This is a genomic window from Shewanella sp. MM_2022_3, from assembly GCF_022557375.1.
GTDB classification, from domain to species: Bacteria; Pseudomonadota; Gammaproteobacteria; order Enterobacterales; family Shewanellaceae; genus Shewanella; species Shewanella xiamenensis.
In genome coordinates, this window is the sequence record NZ_JAKZGV010000071.1 from 1 (window position 1) to 16,338 (window position 16,338).

At 46.9% G+C, this 16,338-nt stretch carries 13 protein-coding genes; all 13 read left to right on the forward strand.

Going from position 1 to position 16,338, the window contains the following annotated elements; translation table 11 throughout:
- Positions 1-83 (forward strand): hypothetical protein (locus MMG82_RS20250; RefSeq protein ID WP_080034449.1); only part of this gene is annotated, 83 nt, incomplete at its 5' end.
- Positions 84-354: 271 nt separating this feature from the next.
- Positions 355-726 carry a preprotein translocase subunit SecE gene (secE, locus tag MMG82_RS20255; RefSeq protein ID WP_037418403.1) on the forward strand — a complete coding sequence of 124 codons (372 nt, stop codon included), beginning with the start codon at positions 355-357 and terminating at the stop codon, positions 724-726.
- Positions 727-735: 9 nt separating this feature from the next.
- Positions 736-1,287: a transcription termination/antitermination protein NusG gene (nusG, locus tag MMG82_RS20260; RefSeq protein WP_011070606.1), complete on the forward strand. Its 552-nt coding sequence runs from the start codon at positions 736-738 to the stop codon at positions 1,285-1,287.
- 127 nt (positions 1,288-1,414) lie between these two features.
- Positions 1,415-1,843: a 50S ribosomal protein L11 gene (rplK, locus tag MMG82_RS20265; protein ID WP_037430687.1), complete on the forward strand. Its 429-nt coding sequence runs from the start codon at positions 1,415-1,417 to the stop codon at positions 1,841-1,843.
- 4 nt (positions 1,844-1,847) lie between these two features.
- Positions 1,848-2,549, forward strand: coding sequence for a 50S ribosomal protein L1 (rplA, locus tag MMG82_RS20270; RefSeq protein WP_011070608.1), 702 nt, complete (start codon positions 1,848-1,850; stop codon positions 2,547-2,549).
- A gap of 265 nt (positions 2,550-2,814) precedes the next feature.
- On the forward strand, positions 2,815-3,315 hold the full coding sequence (gene rplJ / locus MMG82_RS20275; protein ID WP_011070609.1) for a 50S ribosomal protein L10: 501 nt from the start codon (positions 2,815-2,817) through the stop codon (positions 3,313-3,315).
- Between the two features lie 54 nt (positions 3,316-3,369).
- Complete coding sequence (gene rplL / locus MMG82_RS20280; RefSeq protein ID WP_007644333.1) at positions 3,370-3,738, forward strand: 50S ribosomal protein L7/L12; 369 nt, start codon at positions 3,370-3,372, stop codon at positions 3,736-3,738.
- A gap of 242 nt (positions 3,739-3,980) precedes the next feature.
- Positions 3,981-8,018: a DNA-directed RNA polymerase subunit beta gene (rpoB, locus tag MMG82_RS20285; RefSeq protein ID WP_037418393.1), complete on the forward strand. Its 4,038-nt coding sequence runs from the start codon at positions 3,981-3,983 to the stop codon at positions 8,016-8,018.
- Positions 8,019-8,101: 83 nt separating this feature from the next.
- Entirely contained in the window at positions 8,102-12,319 is a 4,218-nt protein-coding gene (gene rpoC / locus MMG82_RS20290; protein ID WP_047539809.1) for a DNA-directed RNA polymerase subunit beta', read from the forward strand.
- 179 nt (positions 12,320-12,498) lie between these two features.
- Complete coding sequence (gene rpsL / locus MMG82_RS20295; protein ID WP_011070612.1) at positions 12,499-12,873, forward strand: 30S ribosomal protein S12; 375 nt, start codon at positions 12,499-12,501, stop codon at positions 12,871-12,873.
- Between the two features lie 80 nt (positions 12,874-12,953).
- The gene (rpsG, locus tag MMG82_RS20300; RefSeq protein ID WP_011070613.1) at positions 12,954-13,424 is read left to right on the forward strand and encodes a 30S ribosomal protein S7; all 471 of its coding nucleotides are present in this window, start codon (positions 12,954-12,956) and stop codon (positions 13,422-13,424) included.
- A gap of 78 nt (positions 13,425-13,502) precedes the next feature.
- A complete protein-coding gene (fusA, locus tag MMG82_RS20305) occupies positions 13,503-15,599 on the forward strand; it encodes an elongation factor G (protein WP_037418387.1) in 2,097 nt (698 codons plus the stop codon).
- Positions 15,600-15,670: 71 nt separating this feature from the next.
- A partial coding sequence (locus MMG82_RS20310; RefSeq protein ID WP_241407336.1) for a GTP-binding protein occupies positions 15,671-16,338 on the forward strand: 668 nt, incomplete at its 3' end.

A 16,338-nucleotide genomic window follows, 5' to 3' on the forward strand; every position in this document is an offset into this window, starting at 1 on the left:
CGATGGACGAAGGTTTACGCTTCGCAATTCGTGAAGGTGGCCGTACAGTAGGCGCTGGTGTTGTAGCTAAGATCATTGCGTAATAGCAATTGTGATTAGAAAAAAGGAAGCTTAGGCTTCCTTTTTTGTTTAAGTCGATTATTTAGTGGGTTTTGTGGGTTGCAACTGTTGTGCATCCTTGCTAACAAAGTCGAATCAGAATACAATCTATGGCCGATTTTTGACCCTGAGCTTATGCAACATGCGTTTCTAAGGGTATTCGGGATTCAGAGTATCTAAAGCGTATTGTAACTGGGTCGTATGTCCCTAATTATTGTGCTCAAGCTCAGGCCGTATTGAGTAACGGAATAACCGATGACAACAAATACTGAAAACCAGACTAACTCTCTGGATATCGTGAAGTGGGGTTTAGCGATCCTATTGCTGGCCGCTGCTGTTATTGGCAATCAAATGTATAGCGAGGCGAGTGCCGTGATCCGCGCACTGGCTGTTATCGTTGCATTCGCTATTGCTGGTTTTATTGCCCTGCAAACCGAAAAGGGTAAAAAAGCTTTAGCATTCGCGCGTGAGTCGCAAATTGAAGTGCGTAAGGTCGTATGGCCAACACGTCAAGAAGCGCTTAACACCACTTTTATTGTCCTTGCTGCAACAGGTATCTTAGCTCTTATTTTATGGGGTTTAGATGCAGTGTTAATGCGAATTGTCAATTTTATCACTGGCGTATAGGCACCTCGAATGACTGAAGCTAAAGAAGCTAAAAAAAGATGGTATGTAGTGCAGGCATTCTCTGGCTATGAAGGCCGAGTTTGTAAGTCACTGATTGAATACATTAAAATGCACGGCATGGAACAATACTTCGGTGAAGTCTTAGTTCCGACTGAAGAAGTCATTGAAATGCGTGCAGGCCAGCGTCGTAAGAGCGAGCGTAAGTTTTTCCCTGGTTATGTTTTGGTCCAGATGGAAATGAACGATGATAGCTGGCATTTAGTCAAAAGCATCCCGCGTGTTTTAGGCTTTATTGGCGGAACATCTGATCGTCCTGCTCCAATTTCAGATAGAGAAGCGGATGCTATTCTGCGTCGCTTACAAGAAACCACAGCTTCGCCAACTCACCGCGTTATTTTTGAGCCAGGCGAAGTGGTGCGTGTATGTGATGGTCCATTTGCTGACTTTAACGGTACCGTTGAAGAAGTGGATTATGACAAGAGCCGCGTAAAAGTGTCGGTAATGATCTTCGGTCGTTCTACACCAGTTGAGCTCGATTTTAGTCAGGTCGAAAAAGGCTGATTAAATTAAATACAAAATCCGTTTGGCAACGGGTGCGGATTTCTATATAATCCGCACCCGTTGTTTTCGGGGGAGCATGTTGGCATGTCGCTGATATGCGTTTGAACCCAAACTGAGGAAATGTCAGATGGCAAAAAAGATTGATGCTTATATTAAGCTACAAGTGAAATCAGGTTCTGCGAACCCTTCACCACCAGTTGGTCCAGCTCTGGGTCAGAAAGGTGTGAACATCATGGAATTCTGTAAAGCGTTCAACGCTCGTACAGAAAAAATGGAAAAAGGCATGCCTATTCCAGTCGTGATCACTGTATACAGTGACCGTTCATTCACTTTCGAAACTAAGACACCACCAGCTTCTTACTTACTGAAGACTGCTGCAGGCCTGAAATCAGGTTCTCCACGTCCAAACACTCAGAAAGTAGGTACTATCGCTCGTGCTAAGATTCAGGAAATTGCTGAAATGAAAGCCGCCGATATGACTGGTGCTGATATTGAAGCGATGACTCGCTCAATCGAAGGTACTGCGCGTTCAATGGGTTTGGTTGTAGAGGGTTAATATAATGGCAAAACTAACTAAACGCATGCGCGTAATCCGCGAGAAAGTTGACGGTACTAAATTATACGAAATCAACGACGCTGTTGCTCTGTTAAAAGAATTAGCAACTGCTAAATTCGTTGAAAGTGTTGACGTTGCTGTTAACCTGGGCATCGACCCACGTAAATCTGACCAAAACGTTCGTGGTGCAACTGTGTTGCCACACGGTACTGGTCGTGACGTTCGCGTTGCAGTATTTACACAAGGTGCAAATGCTGAAGCTGCTAAAGCTGCTGGTGCTGAACTTGTTGGTATGGATGATCTGGCTGAGAAAATCAAAGCCGGTGAAATGAACTTCGACGTAGTTATCGCATCTCCAGACGCAATGCGCGTTGTTGGTATGTTAGGTCAAATTTTAGGCCCACGTGGCTTAATGCCTAACCCAAAAACTGGCACAGTAACGCCTAACGTTGCTGAAGCAGTTAAGAACGCTAAAGCAGGTCAAGTTCGTTACCGCAACGACAAGAACGGTATTATCCACACTACTATCGGTAAAGTGGATTTCACACCAGTTCAATTGAAAGAAAACTTGGAAGCGTTAATCTCTGCACTGAAAAAGGCTAAGCCTGCAGTTGCAAAAGGTGTATACGTGAAAAAAGTAAGCATCTCCACCACTATGGGTGCAGGTGTTGCTGTTGACCAAGCTTCTCTCGAAACAGCTAACTAATTTTACAAGGTGAGTGCATTAGTCTATAATGCGCGCACTTTGTGGGTTGAAGCCTGTTTTTGATGCTTTAAGCATCATTAATTAGGCTTCCGTCCAAGACCGCAGGTGTTTACTTTAACGGTTTACTTAATTTCCTGCGTAGACGGTGTCAGGCCCCAGCTAAATTTTTTTACTGGATAATCTGCACCGTAAGTCACTAAATACATAAGTATTTAGTATGGTAAATACTAGGGAATACCCTAGGTAGAATCCAGGAGTAAAGCCAATGGCATTAAGACTCGAAGACAAAAAAGCGATTGTTGCTGAAGTCAACGAAGCTGCCAAAGGTGCGCTATCTGCAGTTGCCGCTGATTCTCGCGGTGTAACTGTAGGTGCTATGACCGGTCTGCGTAAAAAAGCTCGCGAAGCTGGTGTTTATGTACGTGTAGTACGTAACACTCTGGCTCGTCGTGCTGTTGAAGGTACTGCATTTGAGTGCCTAGCAGAAACGTTCACTGGCCCAACTTTGATTGCTTTCTCTAACGAGCACCCAGGTGCTGCAGCTCGTCTGTTAAAAGACTTTGCTAAAGAGCAAGCTAACTTCGAAGTTAAAGGCGCAGCCTTTGAAGGGAATTTCATCCCTGCAGCTGACATTGATCGTTTGGCGAAACTGCCAACATACGAAGAAGCACTAGCACAGTTAATGATGACTATGAAAGAAGCATCTGCTGGCAAGTTCGTTCGTACACTGGCCGCCCTGCGCGATCAAAAACAAGAAGCCGCTTAATTTCAAGCTGGCTGCTTAATAGAATTGAATTCAGAACAATAGGAAACATTTGTTATGTCTATCACTAAAGACCAAATCTTAGAAGCCTTTGCAGCTATGTCTGTAATGGAAGTTGTTGAACTGATCGAAGCAATGGAAGAGAAGTTCGGCGTTTCTGCCGCTGCTGCTGTTGTTTCTGGTGGTGGCGAAGCTGCTGCTGCTGTTGAAGAGCAAACAGAATTCAACGTAATTCTGACTGCACACGGCGACAACAAAGTTGCAGTTATTAAAGCCATCCGTGGCGCAACTGGTTTAGGCCTGAAAGAAGCTAAAGCAATGTCTGAAGCTGCTCCAGTAGCAGTTAAAGAAGGCGTTTCTAAAGAAGAAGCTGAAGCTCTGAAGAAAGAACTAGTTGAAGCTGGTGCTTCAGTAGAAATCAAGTAAGCTATTATTTAGCTTGCTCACCCAAGCCACTTGGGTGGAGGCTGGCGGTTTTTTAACCGTCGGCCTTTTTTGCGCTATATGCGCCGGCGATTTTTTTTCACCGTTTGTCGCCAGATTTTGCAGTCCCTAGCAGAGATTACTGGTTAGGTTCTTGCCATCAACGGTGATGGGCAAACGTGCTGAATGTAATAACTTAAGTTATTGATTCAGTCTTGGTCACATCTCGTAAGCAGAGGAAACCCATGGTTTACTCCTATTCTGAAAAGAAGCGTATTCGCAAAGACTTTGGTAAGCGTCCACAGGTGTTGGATATTCCTTACCTTTTGTCTATTCAGTTAGACTCTTTTAAGAAGTTCACCGATCAAGATCCTACCGGTGAGCGCGGTCTTGAAGCCGCCTTCCGTAGCGTTTTTCCCATCAAGAGCTTTTCTGGTAATTCAGAACTGCAATACGTCAGCTATAAGCTTGGCGAGCCTGTTTTTGATGTGAAAGAGTGTCAGATCCGTGGTGTTACATATTCAGCTCCACTGCGCGTCAAATTACGCATGGTGTTGTATGACCGTGAAGCAGCGGCCGGCACTGTAAAAGATATTAAAGAACAAGAAGTCTACATGGGTGATATCCCATTGATGACTGACAACGGTACCTTTGTTATCAACGGTACTGAGCGTGTAATCGTTTCTCAATTACACCGCAGCCCAGGCGTATTCTTCGATCACGACCGTGGTAAAACCCACTCATCAGGTAAGGTGCTATATAACGCACGTATCATTCCTTACCGTGGTTCATGGTTAGACTTTGAATTCGATCCTAAAGATGCACTATTCGTACGTATCGACCGTCGCCGTAAATTACCAGCGACCATCATTCTGCGTGCATTAGAGTACTCTACTCAAGAGATCCTTGACCTGTTCTTCGAACGCGTTGAGTTCAAGATCAAGAAAGATACTTTGGTTATGACCTTAGTCCCTGAGCGTCTGCGTGGCGAAACCGCCAGCTACGACATCAAGGATGCTGAAGGTACTGTATTGGTTGAAGCGGGCCGTCGCGTGACGGCACGTCACATTCGCCAACTCGAAAAAACCAACACCACTGAGCTCGAAGTACCAGTTGAGTACATCGTGGGCAAATATGCTGCTCAAGATTACATCGATCCGGACACGGGCGAAGTATTAGTTTCTGCTAACAGTGAAATCAGCTTAGAAGACTTAGCGAAGTTATCACTGGCAGGCATCAAAGAGTTGAGCACGTTATACATTAACGAGCTGGACCACGGTGCTTACATCTCTGACACTCTGCGTATTGATCCAACCACTAACCGCTTAGAAGCGTTAGTTGAGATCTACCGTATGATGCGTCCTGGTGAGCCACCAACCAAAGATGCAGCAGAAGCCCTGTTCCAAAACTTATTCTTCAGCGAAGAACGTTATGACCTGTCTAAAGTCGGTCGTATGAAGTTCAACCGTCGTCTCAGCATTCCTGATGACGAAGGTAGCGGTGTATTGTCTAAAGAAGACATCGTTGCTGTAATGAAGAACATTATTCACATCCGTAACGGCTTCGACGAAGTGGACGATATCGACCACTTAGGTAACCGTCGTATTCGTTCTGTGGGTGAGATGGCTGAAAACCAATTCCGTGTTGGTCTGGTCCGTGTTGAGCGCGCCGTGCGTGAACGTCTGTCATTAGGCGATCTGAACGAGCTGATGCCACAAGACTTAATCAACGCTAAGCCAATTTCTGCTGCAGTGAAAGAGTTCTTCGGTTCTTCTCAGCTGTCACAATTCATGGACCAAAACAACCCGCTGTCAGAAGTAACGCATAAGCGTCGTATTTCTGCTCTAGGCCCAGGTGGTTTGACCCGTGAACGTGCAGGCTTCGAAGTCCGCGACGTACACCCAACGCATTATGGTCGTTTATGTCCAATTGAGACCCCTGAAGGTCCAAACATTGGTCTAATCAACTCATTAGCAAGCTTTGCCCGTACTAACTCATACGGCTTCTTAGAAACACCATACCGCAAAGTGGTAGACGGTGTGATCACTGACGAAGTGGAATACTTGTCAGCGATTGAAGAAGGTCGTTATGTGATTGCACAGGCGAACATCGAAGTTGACTCAGAAGGCCGCATGGTTGAAGAGCAGATCGCATGTCGTCACAAAGGTGAATCTACCTTTATGCGCGCATCTGACATTCAATACATGGACGTATCGCCACAGCAGATTATTTCTGTTGCTGCGTCACTGATCCCGTTCTTAGAACACGACGACGCGAACCGTGCATTGATGGGTGCGAACATGCAACGTCAAGCGGTACCAACACTGAAGTCAGAGAAGCCTCTGGTCGGTACAGGTATTGAACGCACGCTCGCTGTGGATTCTGGCGTAGTAGTCGCCGCTAAACGTGGCGGTGTGATCGATTACGTTGATGCGAGCCGTATCGTAGTTAAAGTAAATGAAGACGAGCTGCGCCCAGGCGAAGCCGGTATCGACATTTACAACCTGACTAAGTACACCCGTTCTAACCAAAACACATGTATCAACCAACGTCCATGCTGTTCTGTTGGTGAGCCAGTCGTTCGTGGTGACGTGTTAGCAGACGGTCCTTCTACTGACTTAGGTGACTTAGCCCTTGGCCAGAACATGCGTATCGCGTTCATGCCTTGGAACGGTTACAACTTCGAAGACTCGATCTTAATTTCTGAGCGTGTTGCACAGGAAGACCGTTTCACCACTATCCACATTCAAGAGCTGTCTTGTATCGCTCGTGATACCAAACTGGGTAGCGAAGAAATCACGGCTGACATTCCGAACGTAGGTGAATCTGCTCTGTCGAAACTCGACGAGTCAGGTATTGTTTACATTGGTGCAGAAGTGAAGGGCGGTGACATTCTGGTTGGTAAAGTGACGCCAAAAGGCGAAACACAACTGACTCCAGAAGAGAAGTTACTGCGCGCCATCTTCGGTGAGAAAGCGTCTGATGTGAAAGACAGCTCACTGCGTGTACCTAACTCTGTTAAAGGTACCATCATCGACGTTCAGGTATTTACCCGTGACGGCGTTGAGAAAGACAAACGCGCCATTGAAATCGAAGAAATGCACATTGCCCAAGCTCGTAAAGACTTAGGCGAAGAGTTCAAGATCCTTGAAGAAGGCGTATTGAGCCGTGCACGCAACTTATTATTAAGTGCCGGTTTCACTGAAGCACAAATCGCTGCATTGCCACGTAAAGATGTATTGGTTCAAGTCATTGATGATGAAGCCAAACAAACTGAGCTTGAGCAATTAGCTGAACAGCATGAAGAGCTGAAAGCAGACTTCGATAAGAAGTTTGAAATCAAACGTCGCAAAATCACCCAAGGTGATGACTTGGCACCGGGCGTACTGAAGATCGTTAAGGTTTACTTAGCGGTTAAACGTACTATCCAACCAGGTGACAAGATGGCGGGTCGTCACGGTAACAAGGGTGTTATCTCTAAGATTAACCCAATTGAAGACATGCCGTACGACGAGCAAGGCAACCCTGTGGACATCGTGTTGAACCCGCTAGGCGTTCCATCACGTATGAACATCGGTCAGGTTCTTGAAGTTCACTTAGGTGCTGCGGCTAAAGGTATTGGTAACAAGATTGCTGCCATGCTGGAAGATCAGCGCGAGAAGGGACTTGCAGAAGTTCGTAACTACATCAAGCAAGTGTACGAATTAGGTGACGAAGTGCAGCAGCGCGTTGACATCGATTCATTCACTGACGATGAGTTATTGCGCTTAGCGAACAACCTGAAAGGCGGTATCCCAGTTGCTACGCCAGCCTTCGACGGTGCTAAAGAGAAAGAGATCAAGCAGATGCTTGAGCTTGCAGGCTTGCCAACCTCTGGTCAGCTGAAATTATTTGATGGTCGTACCGGTAACGAATTTGAGCGTCCAGTAACTGTTGGTTACATGTACATGCTCAAACTGAACCACTTAGTTGACGACAAGATGCACGCCCGTTCTACCGGTTCGTACAGCTTAGTAACTCAACAACCATTGGGCGGTAAAGCTCAGTTCGGTGGTCAGCGTTTCGGGGAGATGGAAGTGTGGGCACTCGAAGCATACGGTGCCGCTTATACGCTTCAAGAAATGCTCACCGTGAAATCGGATGACGTTAACGGTCGTACTCAGATGTATAAGAACATCGTCGACGGTAACCATCAGATGCAGCCTGGCATGCCAGAGTCCTTCAACGTATTACTGAAGGAGATCCGTTCACTCGGTATTAATATCGAGTTGGATCAGGAATAAGCGTCGCCTTAAGGCAACGTTTGGCAACAGAATGGTGCTCCGCAGTCGCGGAGCACCCGGTTTAACTCCTTCAGGAGAGAAACGTGAAAGACTTATTAAAGTTTCTGAAACAGCAAAGCAAGACTGAAGAATTTAACGGCATCAAAATTGGTCTGGCATCGCCTGATCTGATCCGTTCTTGGTCTTTTGGTGAAGTTAAGAAGCCAGAAACCATTAACTACCGTACCTTCAAGCCTGAGCGTGAAGGTCTGTTCTGTGCGCGTATCTTTGGCCCAGTCAAAGATTACGAATGTTTGTGCGGTAAGTACAAGCGTTTGAAGCACCGTGGTGTGATCTGTGAAAAGTGTGGTGTAGAAGTTACCCAGACTAAAGTACGTCGTGAGCGTATGGGTCACATTGAACTGGCTAGCCCAGTTGCCCACATTTGGTTCTTGAAATCACTGCCGTCCCGTATCGGTTTAATGCTGGACATGACGCTGCGTGATATCGAGCGCGTACTGTATTTTGAATCTTTCGTCGTGATCGAGCCTGGCATGACCAGCCTTGAGCGTGGCCAAATGCTGACAGAAGAAAACTATCTGGACGCATTAGAAGAGTACGGTGACGAATTCGAAGCCAAGATGGGTGCTGAAGCGGTATTAGAACTGCTGCGCGCGATCGATCTTGAAAAAGAAATCGAACAAATGCGTGAAGAGCTGCCATCAATCAACTCTGAGACTCGTCGCAAGAAAGTGACCAAGCGTCTTAAGTTGATGGAAGCGTTCCACACTTCTGGTAACAAGCCAGAGTGGATGATCTTAAAAGTACTGCCTGTGTTACCACCTGACTTACGTCCGCTGGTACCGCTCGATGGCGGCCGCTTCGCGACTTCAGATCTGAACGATCTGTACCGCCGTGTGATCAACCGTAACAACCGTTTGAAGCGTCTGTTAGATTTAGCTGCGCCGGACATTATCGTACGCAACGAAAAGCGTATGTTACAAGAGTCTGTTGATGCGCTATTAGATAACGGTCGTCGTGGTCGTGCTATTACCGGTTCTAACAAACGTCCTCTGAAATCTTTGGCCGATATGATCAAAGGTAAACAAGGTCGTTTCCGTCAGAACTTGTTAGGTAAGCGTGTTGACTACTCTGGTCGTTCGGTAATTACCGTTGGTCCTACTTTACGTCTGCACCAATGTGGTCTTCCTAAGAAGATGGCACTGGAACTGTTCAAGCCATTCATCTATGGCAAGCTGGAAGGTCGTGGCTTAGCAACAACCATCAAAGCGGCTAAGAAGATGGTAGAGCGTGAAGTGGCGGAAGTTTGGGACGTTCTGGATGAAGTGATCCGCGAACATCCAGTGATGCTTAACCGTGCACCAACACTGCACAGACTCGGTATCCAAGCGTTCGAACCTGTACTGATTGAAGGTAAAGCCATCCAGTTACACCCACTCGTTTGTGCGGCATACAACGCCGACTTCGACGGTGACCAAATGGCGGTACACGTACCGTTAACACTGGAAGCGCAGCTTGAAGCCCGTGCCCTGATGATGTCTACCAACAACATCCTGTCACCAGCCAACGGCGAGCCTGTAATCACTCCATCACAAGACGTGGTATTAGGTCTGTACTACACCAGCCGTGAGCGTATTAACGGCCGTGGTGAAGGTATGTACTTTATGTCTGTTGCTGAAGTTGAAAAAGCTTATGCAACTGGCGCTGCTGAACTGCATGCCCGCGTGAAAGTGCGTATCACTGAAACCGTTATCGGTGACAATGGTGAGCGTACTGAACAACGTCGTATCGTAGATACCACAGTCGGTCGTGCTCTGCTGTCATTGATTCTGCCAGCAGGTTTGTCATTTGATCTGGTTAACCAGAACATGGGCAAAAAGCAGATTTCTAAGCTGTTGAACACCTGTTACCGTCAATTAGGTCTGAAAGATACCGTTATCTTCGCTGACCAACTGATGTATACAGGTTTCCGTTACGCCACTATCTCTGGTGCATCTGTCGGTATCGACGACATGGTGATCCCAGCTGAGAAGTACACCTTAGTTGCTGACGCTGAAGCCGAAGTGCTCGAAATTCAAGAGCAGTTCCAATCAGGTCTGGTTACTGCCGGTGAGCGTTACAACAAAGTTATCGACATCTGGGCAAGTGCGAACGAAAAAGTTTCTAAAGCGATGATGGAAAACCTGTCAACTGAGACAGTGATTAACCGTGATGGCGTTGAAGAAAAACAAGCTTCGTTCAATAGCATTTACATGATGGCCGACTCTGGCGCTCGTGGTAGTGCTGCACAGATCCGTCAGTTAGCGGGTATGCGTGGTCTGATGGCGAAACCAGACGGTTCGATCATTGAAACGCCAATTACCGCTAACTTCCGTGAAGGTCTAAACGTACTTCAGTACTTTATTTCTACTCACGGTGCGCGTAAAGGTCTTGCCGATACTGCATTGAAGACAGCGAACTCGGGTTACCTGACTCGTCGTCTGGTAGACGTTGCTCAAGACTTAGTCGTCATTGAAGACGATTGTGGTACTCACGAAGGTCTAACCATGAAGCCGCTGATCGAAGGTGGTGATGTGGTTGAGCCATTACGTGAACGCGTACTGGGTCGTGTGGTTGCTGTTGATGTGTTCTATCCTGGCACTGAAGACGTACTGGCACCACGTAATACCCTGCTCGATGAAGCATGGTGTGACAAGTTAGAAGAGCATTCAATCGATGAAGTGATTGTTCGTTCAGTTATTACCTGTGATACCGATTTTGGTGTATGTGCTGCCTGTTACGGCCGTGACTTGGCCCGTGGCCATATCATCAACCACGGTGAAGCGATCGGTGTTGTGGCTGCACAATCAATCGGTGAACCTGGTACACAGTTAACGATGCGTACGTTCCACATCGGTGGTGCTGCGTCACGTGCCTCTGCAGAAAACAACGTTCAAGTGAAGAACTCAGGTTCGTTGAAACTGCACAACGCTAAGTACGTAACAAACACAGACGGCAAGCTGGTTATCGTTTCTCGTTCTTCTGAACTGGCAATCATCGATGAATTAGGTCGTGAGAAAGAGCGTTATAAAGTGCCTTACGGTACTGTGCTCGAGAAGTTAGAAGAAGCATCAGTAGAAGCAGGCGATATCATCGCTAACTGGGACCCACATACTCACCCAATCATCACTGAAGTGGCGGGTAGTATTAAGTTCGTTGACATGATCGACGGCGTGACCATGACTCGTCAAACAGACGAACTGACTGGTCTGTCATCAATCGTGATCCTCGACGTGGGTCAACGTGGTTCAGCGGGTAAAGAAATGCGCCCAATGATCCGTCTGGTTGGTGCCGACGGTAGTGACCTGATGATCCCAGGTACTGAAGTGCCAGCACAATACTTCTTACCAGGCAGTGCGATCGTTAACCTTGACGACAATGCGCAAATCGCCGTGGGTGACGCGTTAGCACGTATTCCACAAGAATCGTCTAAAACACGCGACATCACGGGTGGTCTACCACGCGTTGCCGACCTGTTCGAAGCCCGTAAGCCAAAAGAGCCTGCAATTCTGGCGGAAATCTCTGGTACCATCTCGTTTGGTAAAGAGACTAAAGGCAAGCGTCGTCTGGTGATTACACCAGCGGATGGCGGTGAACAGTACGAAGAGATGATCCCGAAATGGCGTAACTTAAACGTGTTCGAAGGTGAAAAAGTCGAACGTGGTGAAGTTATTGCTGACGGTCCAGAAGCGGCGCACGACATTCTGCGTCTACGTGGCATCCACAACGTAGCTAACTACATTGTGAACGAAGTACAAGACGTATATCGTCTACAAGGCGTGAAGATCAACGATAAGCATATCGAAGTGATCATCCGTCAAATGCTGCGTAAGTGCGTAATCACCTCTGCAGGTGATAGTGAGTTCTTAGAAGGCGAACAAGTAGAAGTGTCTCGCGTGAAGATCGCTAACCGCGACCTGATCGAACAAGGCAAAGTGCCTGCGACCTTCGAACGTGAACTGCTAGGTATTACCAAAGCGTCTCTGGCAACAGAATCGTTTATCTCTGCAGCATCGTTCCAAGAAACAACTCGCGTACTGACAGAAGCTGCCGTAGGCGGCAAGTCTGATAACTTACGAGGTCTGAAAGAAAACGTAATCGTTGGCCGTCTGATCCCAGCCGGTACTGGTTACGCTTATCACAAGACCCGTAACGATGCCCGTGCTAAGAAAGACGAGCCAGTTGTAGTGAATAAGATCACTGCAAGTGAAGCGGAACAAAATCTCGCTGACCTCTTAAACCTGGCTGGTAGCCAAGATTAAGTGAACAGTTTGTAACAAAAAGGCGCCAATGGCGCCTTTTTTATTGGAAAATGCCGCAAAAGTTGGCTATTTCTTGACAGTCAGGCTTTACCTTTCTAGAATTCCGCGTCCCACCATTGTGGGATATAGATTTTTCACACCTTATCGTTGAGTTTGATTCAACTGACTCGGAGCTATACATGGCAACTGTAAACCAGTTGGTACGTAAGCCACGCGCGCCAAAAGTCGACAAGACTAATGTGCCTGCGTTGAATGCGTGCCCACAAAAGCGTGGTGTTTGTACACGTGTGTACACAACTACCCCTAAAAAACCTAACTCTGCACTACGTAAAGTAGCTCGTGTGCGTCTAACTAACGGTTTCGAAGTTACTTCGTACATCGGCGGTGAAGGCCACAACCTGCAGGAACACAGCGTGATTTTGATCCGTGGTGGTCGTGTTAAAGACTTACCTGGTGTTCGCTACCACACTGTTCGTGGCGCATTAGACTGTGCAGGCGTGACTTCACGTCGCCAAAGCCGTTCTAAGTACGGTGCTAAGCGTCCTAAGTCTTAACGTATCCGTTAAGTAAGGCCAAGCTAGTTTATTTTGAGAATTCCAGTTTTGGAAATCCCTGAAGCATACGGAGAATTGTTATGCCAAGACGTCGCGTTGTAGGACAACGTAAAATCCTACCAGATCCAAAGTTTCACAGTGAGTTGCTGGCTAAGTTCATCAACGTCATTATGCAGGACGGCAAAAAGTCGACTGCTGAAAAAATCATTTACAAGGCTCTTGATGTTATCGCTGAAAAGAAAGGCGCTAACCATTTAGACATCCTTGAAGCAGCCCTGGACAACGTTCGCCCATCAGTCGAAGTTAAATCTCGTCGCGTGGGTGGTTCTACATACCAGGTACCATGTGAAGTTCGTCCTGTGCGTCGTAACGCACTGGCGATGCGCTGGTTAGTTGAAGCTGCACGTAAGCGTGGTGAAAAATCTATGGCTTTACGTCTAGCAGGTGAAATGCTAGATGCGTCTGAAAACAAAGGTACTGCTGTTAAGAAGCGTGAAGACGTGCACCGCATGGCTGAAGCTAACAAGGCCTTTGCTCATTACCGTTGGTAATCTGATGGTGTGGGCTTAGGCCCACACCATTGTTGTTGATATTGCCAAGACTTAGGTTTTGGTGGAGAGGGTATAATCGTGGCTCGTACAACCCCAATTGAGCGTTATCGTAATATCGGTATTTGTGCTCATGTGGACGCAGGTAAAACCACCACAACAGAACGTGTTCTGTTCTATACCGGTTTGTCTCATAAAATCGGTGAGGTGCATGACGGCGCCGCGACCACTGACTGGATGGTGCAAGAGCAAGAGCGTGGTATTACTATCACCTCGGCTGCTGTCACTACTTTCTGGCGTGGTATGGATGCTCAATTCACTGAACACCGCATCAATATCATCGATACCCCTGGTCACGTTGACTTTACTATTGAAGTTGAACGTTCTTTGCGCGTTCTTGACGGCGCTGTTGTGGTTTTCTGTGGTGCTTCAGGTGTTGAACCTCAATCAGAAACCGTATGGCGTCAAGCTGACAAATACCGCGTTCCACGCATCGTATTTGTCAACAAGATGGACCGTGCAGGCGCGGACTTTGAACGTGTAGTGAAGCAAATCAGAACTCGCCTTGGAGCAACTTGTGTACCGATCCAATTAAATATCGGCGCAGAAGAAAACTTCACTGGCGTGATCGACTTAATCAAGATGAAAGCCATTAACTGGAACGAAGCGGACCAGGGGATGACGTTCTCTTATGAAGAGATCCCTGCACATTTAGCAGCTAAAGCGGCTGAAATGCATGAGTATCTGGTTGAAGCAGCCGCTGAAGCCTCTGATGAACTGATGGACAAGTATCTTGAAGAAGGTACCCTGTCAGAAGAAGAGATCAAAAAAGCACTGCGTCAACGTACTATAAATAATGAAATCGTTTTAGCGACCTGTGGTTCTGCATTTAAGAACAAAGGCGTTCAAGCGGTTCTTGATGCGGTAGTAGAATTCTTGCCAGCACCAGTCGATGTGCCACCTATTAAGGGCATCGATGACAATGAGCAAGAAGTTGAGCGCCCATCAGATGACAACGCCCCCTTTGCGGCGTTGGCATTTAAGATTGCTACAGACCCGTTCGTGGGTACTTTAACCTTTATTCGTGTGTACTCAGGCGTACTTGAATCAGGTTCTGGCGTTTACAACTCTGTTAAACAGAAACGTGAACGTATTGGCCGTATCGTGCAGATGCACGCTAACGACCGCACAGAACTGAAAGAAGTCCGTGCAGGTGATATTGCCGCGGCTATTGGTCTAAAAGACGTAACCACGGGTGATACACTTTGTGATAATGACCACAAAGTAATCTTGGAACGCATGGAGTTCCCAGAACCTGTAATTACCATTGCCGTTGAACCTAAGTCAAAAGCCGACCAGGACAAAATGGGTATCGCACTGCAAAAACTTGCAGCAGAGGATCCTTCATTCCGGGTTGAGACTGACGAAGAATCATCACAAACACTGATTTCTGGAATGGGTGAGTTACACTTAGACATTATCGTTGATCGTATGCGTCGCGAATTTGGTGTTGAGTGTAACGTAGGTAAGCCACAAGTGGCCTACCGTGAAACCATTCGTGGATCAGTTGAGGCTGAAGGTAAATTTGTACGCCAATCAGGTGGCCGTGGACAATTCGGTCATGTTTGGTTAAAACTAGAGCCTAATGAAGAAGGCGCTGGTTACGAATTTATCAACGCAATCGTTGGCGGTGTAGTTCCACGTGAATTCATCCCTGCGGTTGATAAAGGTATCCAAGAGCAGATGAAGAATGGCGTTCTCGCTGGCTTCCCTGTATTGGACGTGAAGGTCACTCTGTTCGATGGTTCATATCATGATGTGGACTCGAATGAAATGGCGTTCAAAATTGCGGGTTCTATGGGCTTCAAAAAGGGTGCGCTTGAGGCGAAACCTGTGTTGCTCGAACCTTGCATGAAAGTAGAAGTAACTACTCCAGAAAACTATATGGGTGATGTTGTTGGTGATTTAAACCGTCGCCGTGGTTTGATTGAAGGTATGGATGATGGCTTTGGTGGCATCAAAATAGTCCATGCAGTAGTGCCTCTTTCTGAAATGTTTGGTTATGCAACTGATTTGCGTTCTGCAACTCAGGGTCGTGCTTCTTACTCCATGGAGTTCTTGAAGTACACTGATGCACCGCAAAACATTGCGAAAGCGATTATTGAATCTCGTAGCTAATTTCCAGTTACGACATAAATGTAATATGGTCCTGTCAATGCAGGACTATTCTGAAAAGAAAGGAATATATCGTGGCAAAAGCTAAATTTGAACGTAGTAAGCCTCACGTAAACGTGGGCACCATCGGTCACGTTGACCATGGTAAAACCACTCTGACTGCAGCTATCTCTCACGTACTGGCTAAGACCTACGGTGGTGAAGCTAAAGACTTCTCTCAAATCGATAACGCTCCAGAAGAGCGTGAGCGCGGTATTACCATCAATACCTCTCACATCGAGTATGACACCCCAACTCGCCACTACGCACACGTAGACTGCCCAGGCCACGCTGACTATGTTAAAAACATGATCACTGGTGCTGCACAGATGGACGGCGCGATCCTGGTAGTTGCTTCTACAGACGGTCCAATGCCACAAACTCGCGAGCACATCCTGCTGTCTCGTCAGGTTGGCGTACCATTCATCATCGTATTCATGAACAAATGTGACATGGTTGACGATGCTGAGCTGTTAGAATTAGTGGAAATGGAAGTACGTGAACTGTTATCAGAATACGACTTCCCAGGTGATGACTTACCAGTAATCCAAGGTTCAGCTCTGAAAGCGCTAGAAGGCGAGCCGGAGTGGGAAGCGAAGATCCTTGAGCTGGCAGCAGCTTTAGACTCTTACATTCCAGAGCCAGAGCGTGATATCGATAAGCCATTCCTGATGCCAATCGAAGACGTATTCTCTATTTCTGG

What these genes read in the sequence shown, in the direction of transcription:
- rpoB (WP_037418393.1), top strand. Translation starts at nt 3,981, where the DNA reads ATGGTTTACTCCTATTCTGAAAAGAAGCGTATTCGCAAAGACTTTGGT.
- rplL (WP_007644333.1), top strand. Translation starts at nt 3,370, where the DNA reads ATGTCTATCACTAAAGACCAAATCTTAGAAGCCTTTGCAGCTATGTCT.
- rpsL (WP_011070612.1), top strand. Translation starts at nt 12,499, where the DNA reads ATGGCAACTGTAAACCAGTTGGTACGTAAGCCACGCGCGCCAAAAGTC.
- rplA (WP_011070608.1), top strand. Translation starts at nt 1,848, where the DNA reads ATGGCAAAACTAACTAAACGCATGCGCGTAATCCGCGAGAAAGTTGAC.
- secE (WP_037418403.1), top strand. Translation starts at nt 355, where the DNA reads ATGACAACAAATACTGAAAACCAGACTAACTCTCTGGATATCGTGAAG.
- rplK (WP_037430687.1), top strand. Translation starts at nt 1,415, where the DNA reads ATGGCAAAAAAGATTGATGCTTATATTAAGCTACAAGTGAAATCAGGT.
- rpsG (WP_011070613.1), top strand. Translation starts at nt 12,954, where the DNA reads ATGCCAAGACGTCGCGTTGTAGGACAACGTAAAATCCTACCAGATCCA.
- rplJ (WP_011070609.1), top strand. Translation starts at nt 2,815, where the DNA reads ATGGCATTAAGACTCGAAGACAAAAAAGCGATTGTTGCTGAAGTCAAC.
- nusG (WP_011070606.1), top strand. Translation starts at nt 736, where the DNA reads ATGACTGAAGCTAAAGAAGCTAAAAAAAGATGGTATGTAGTGCAGGCA.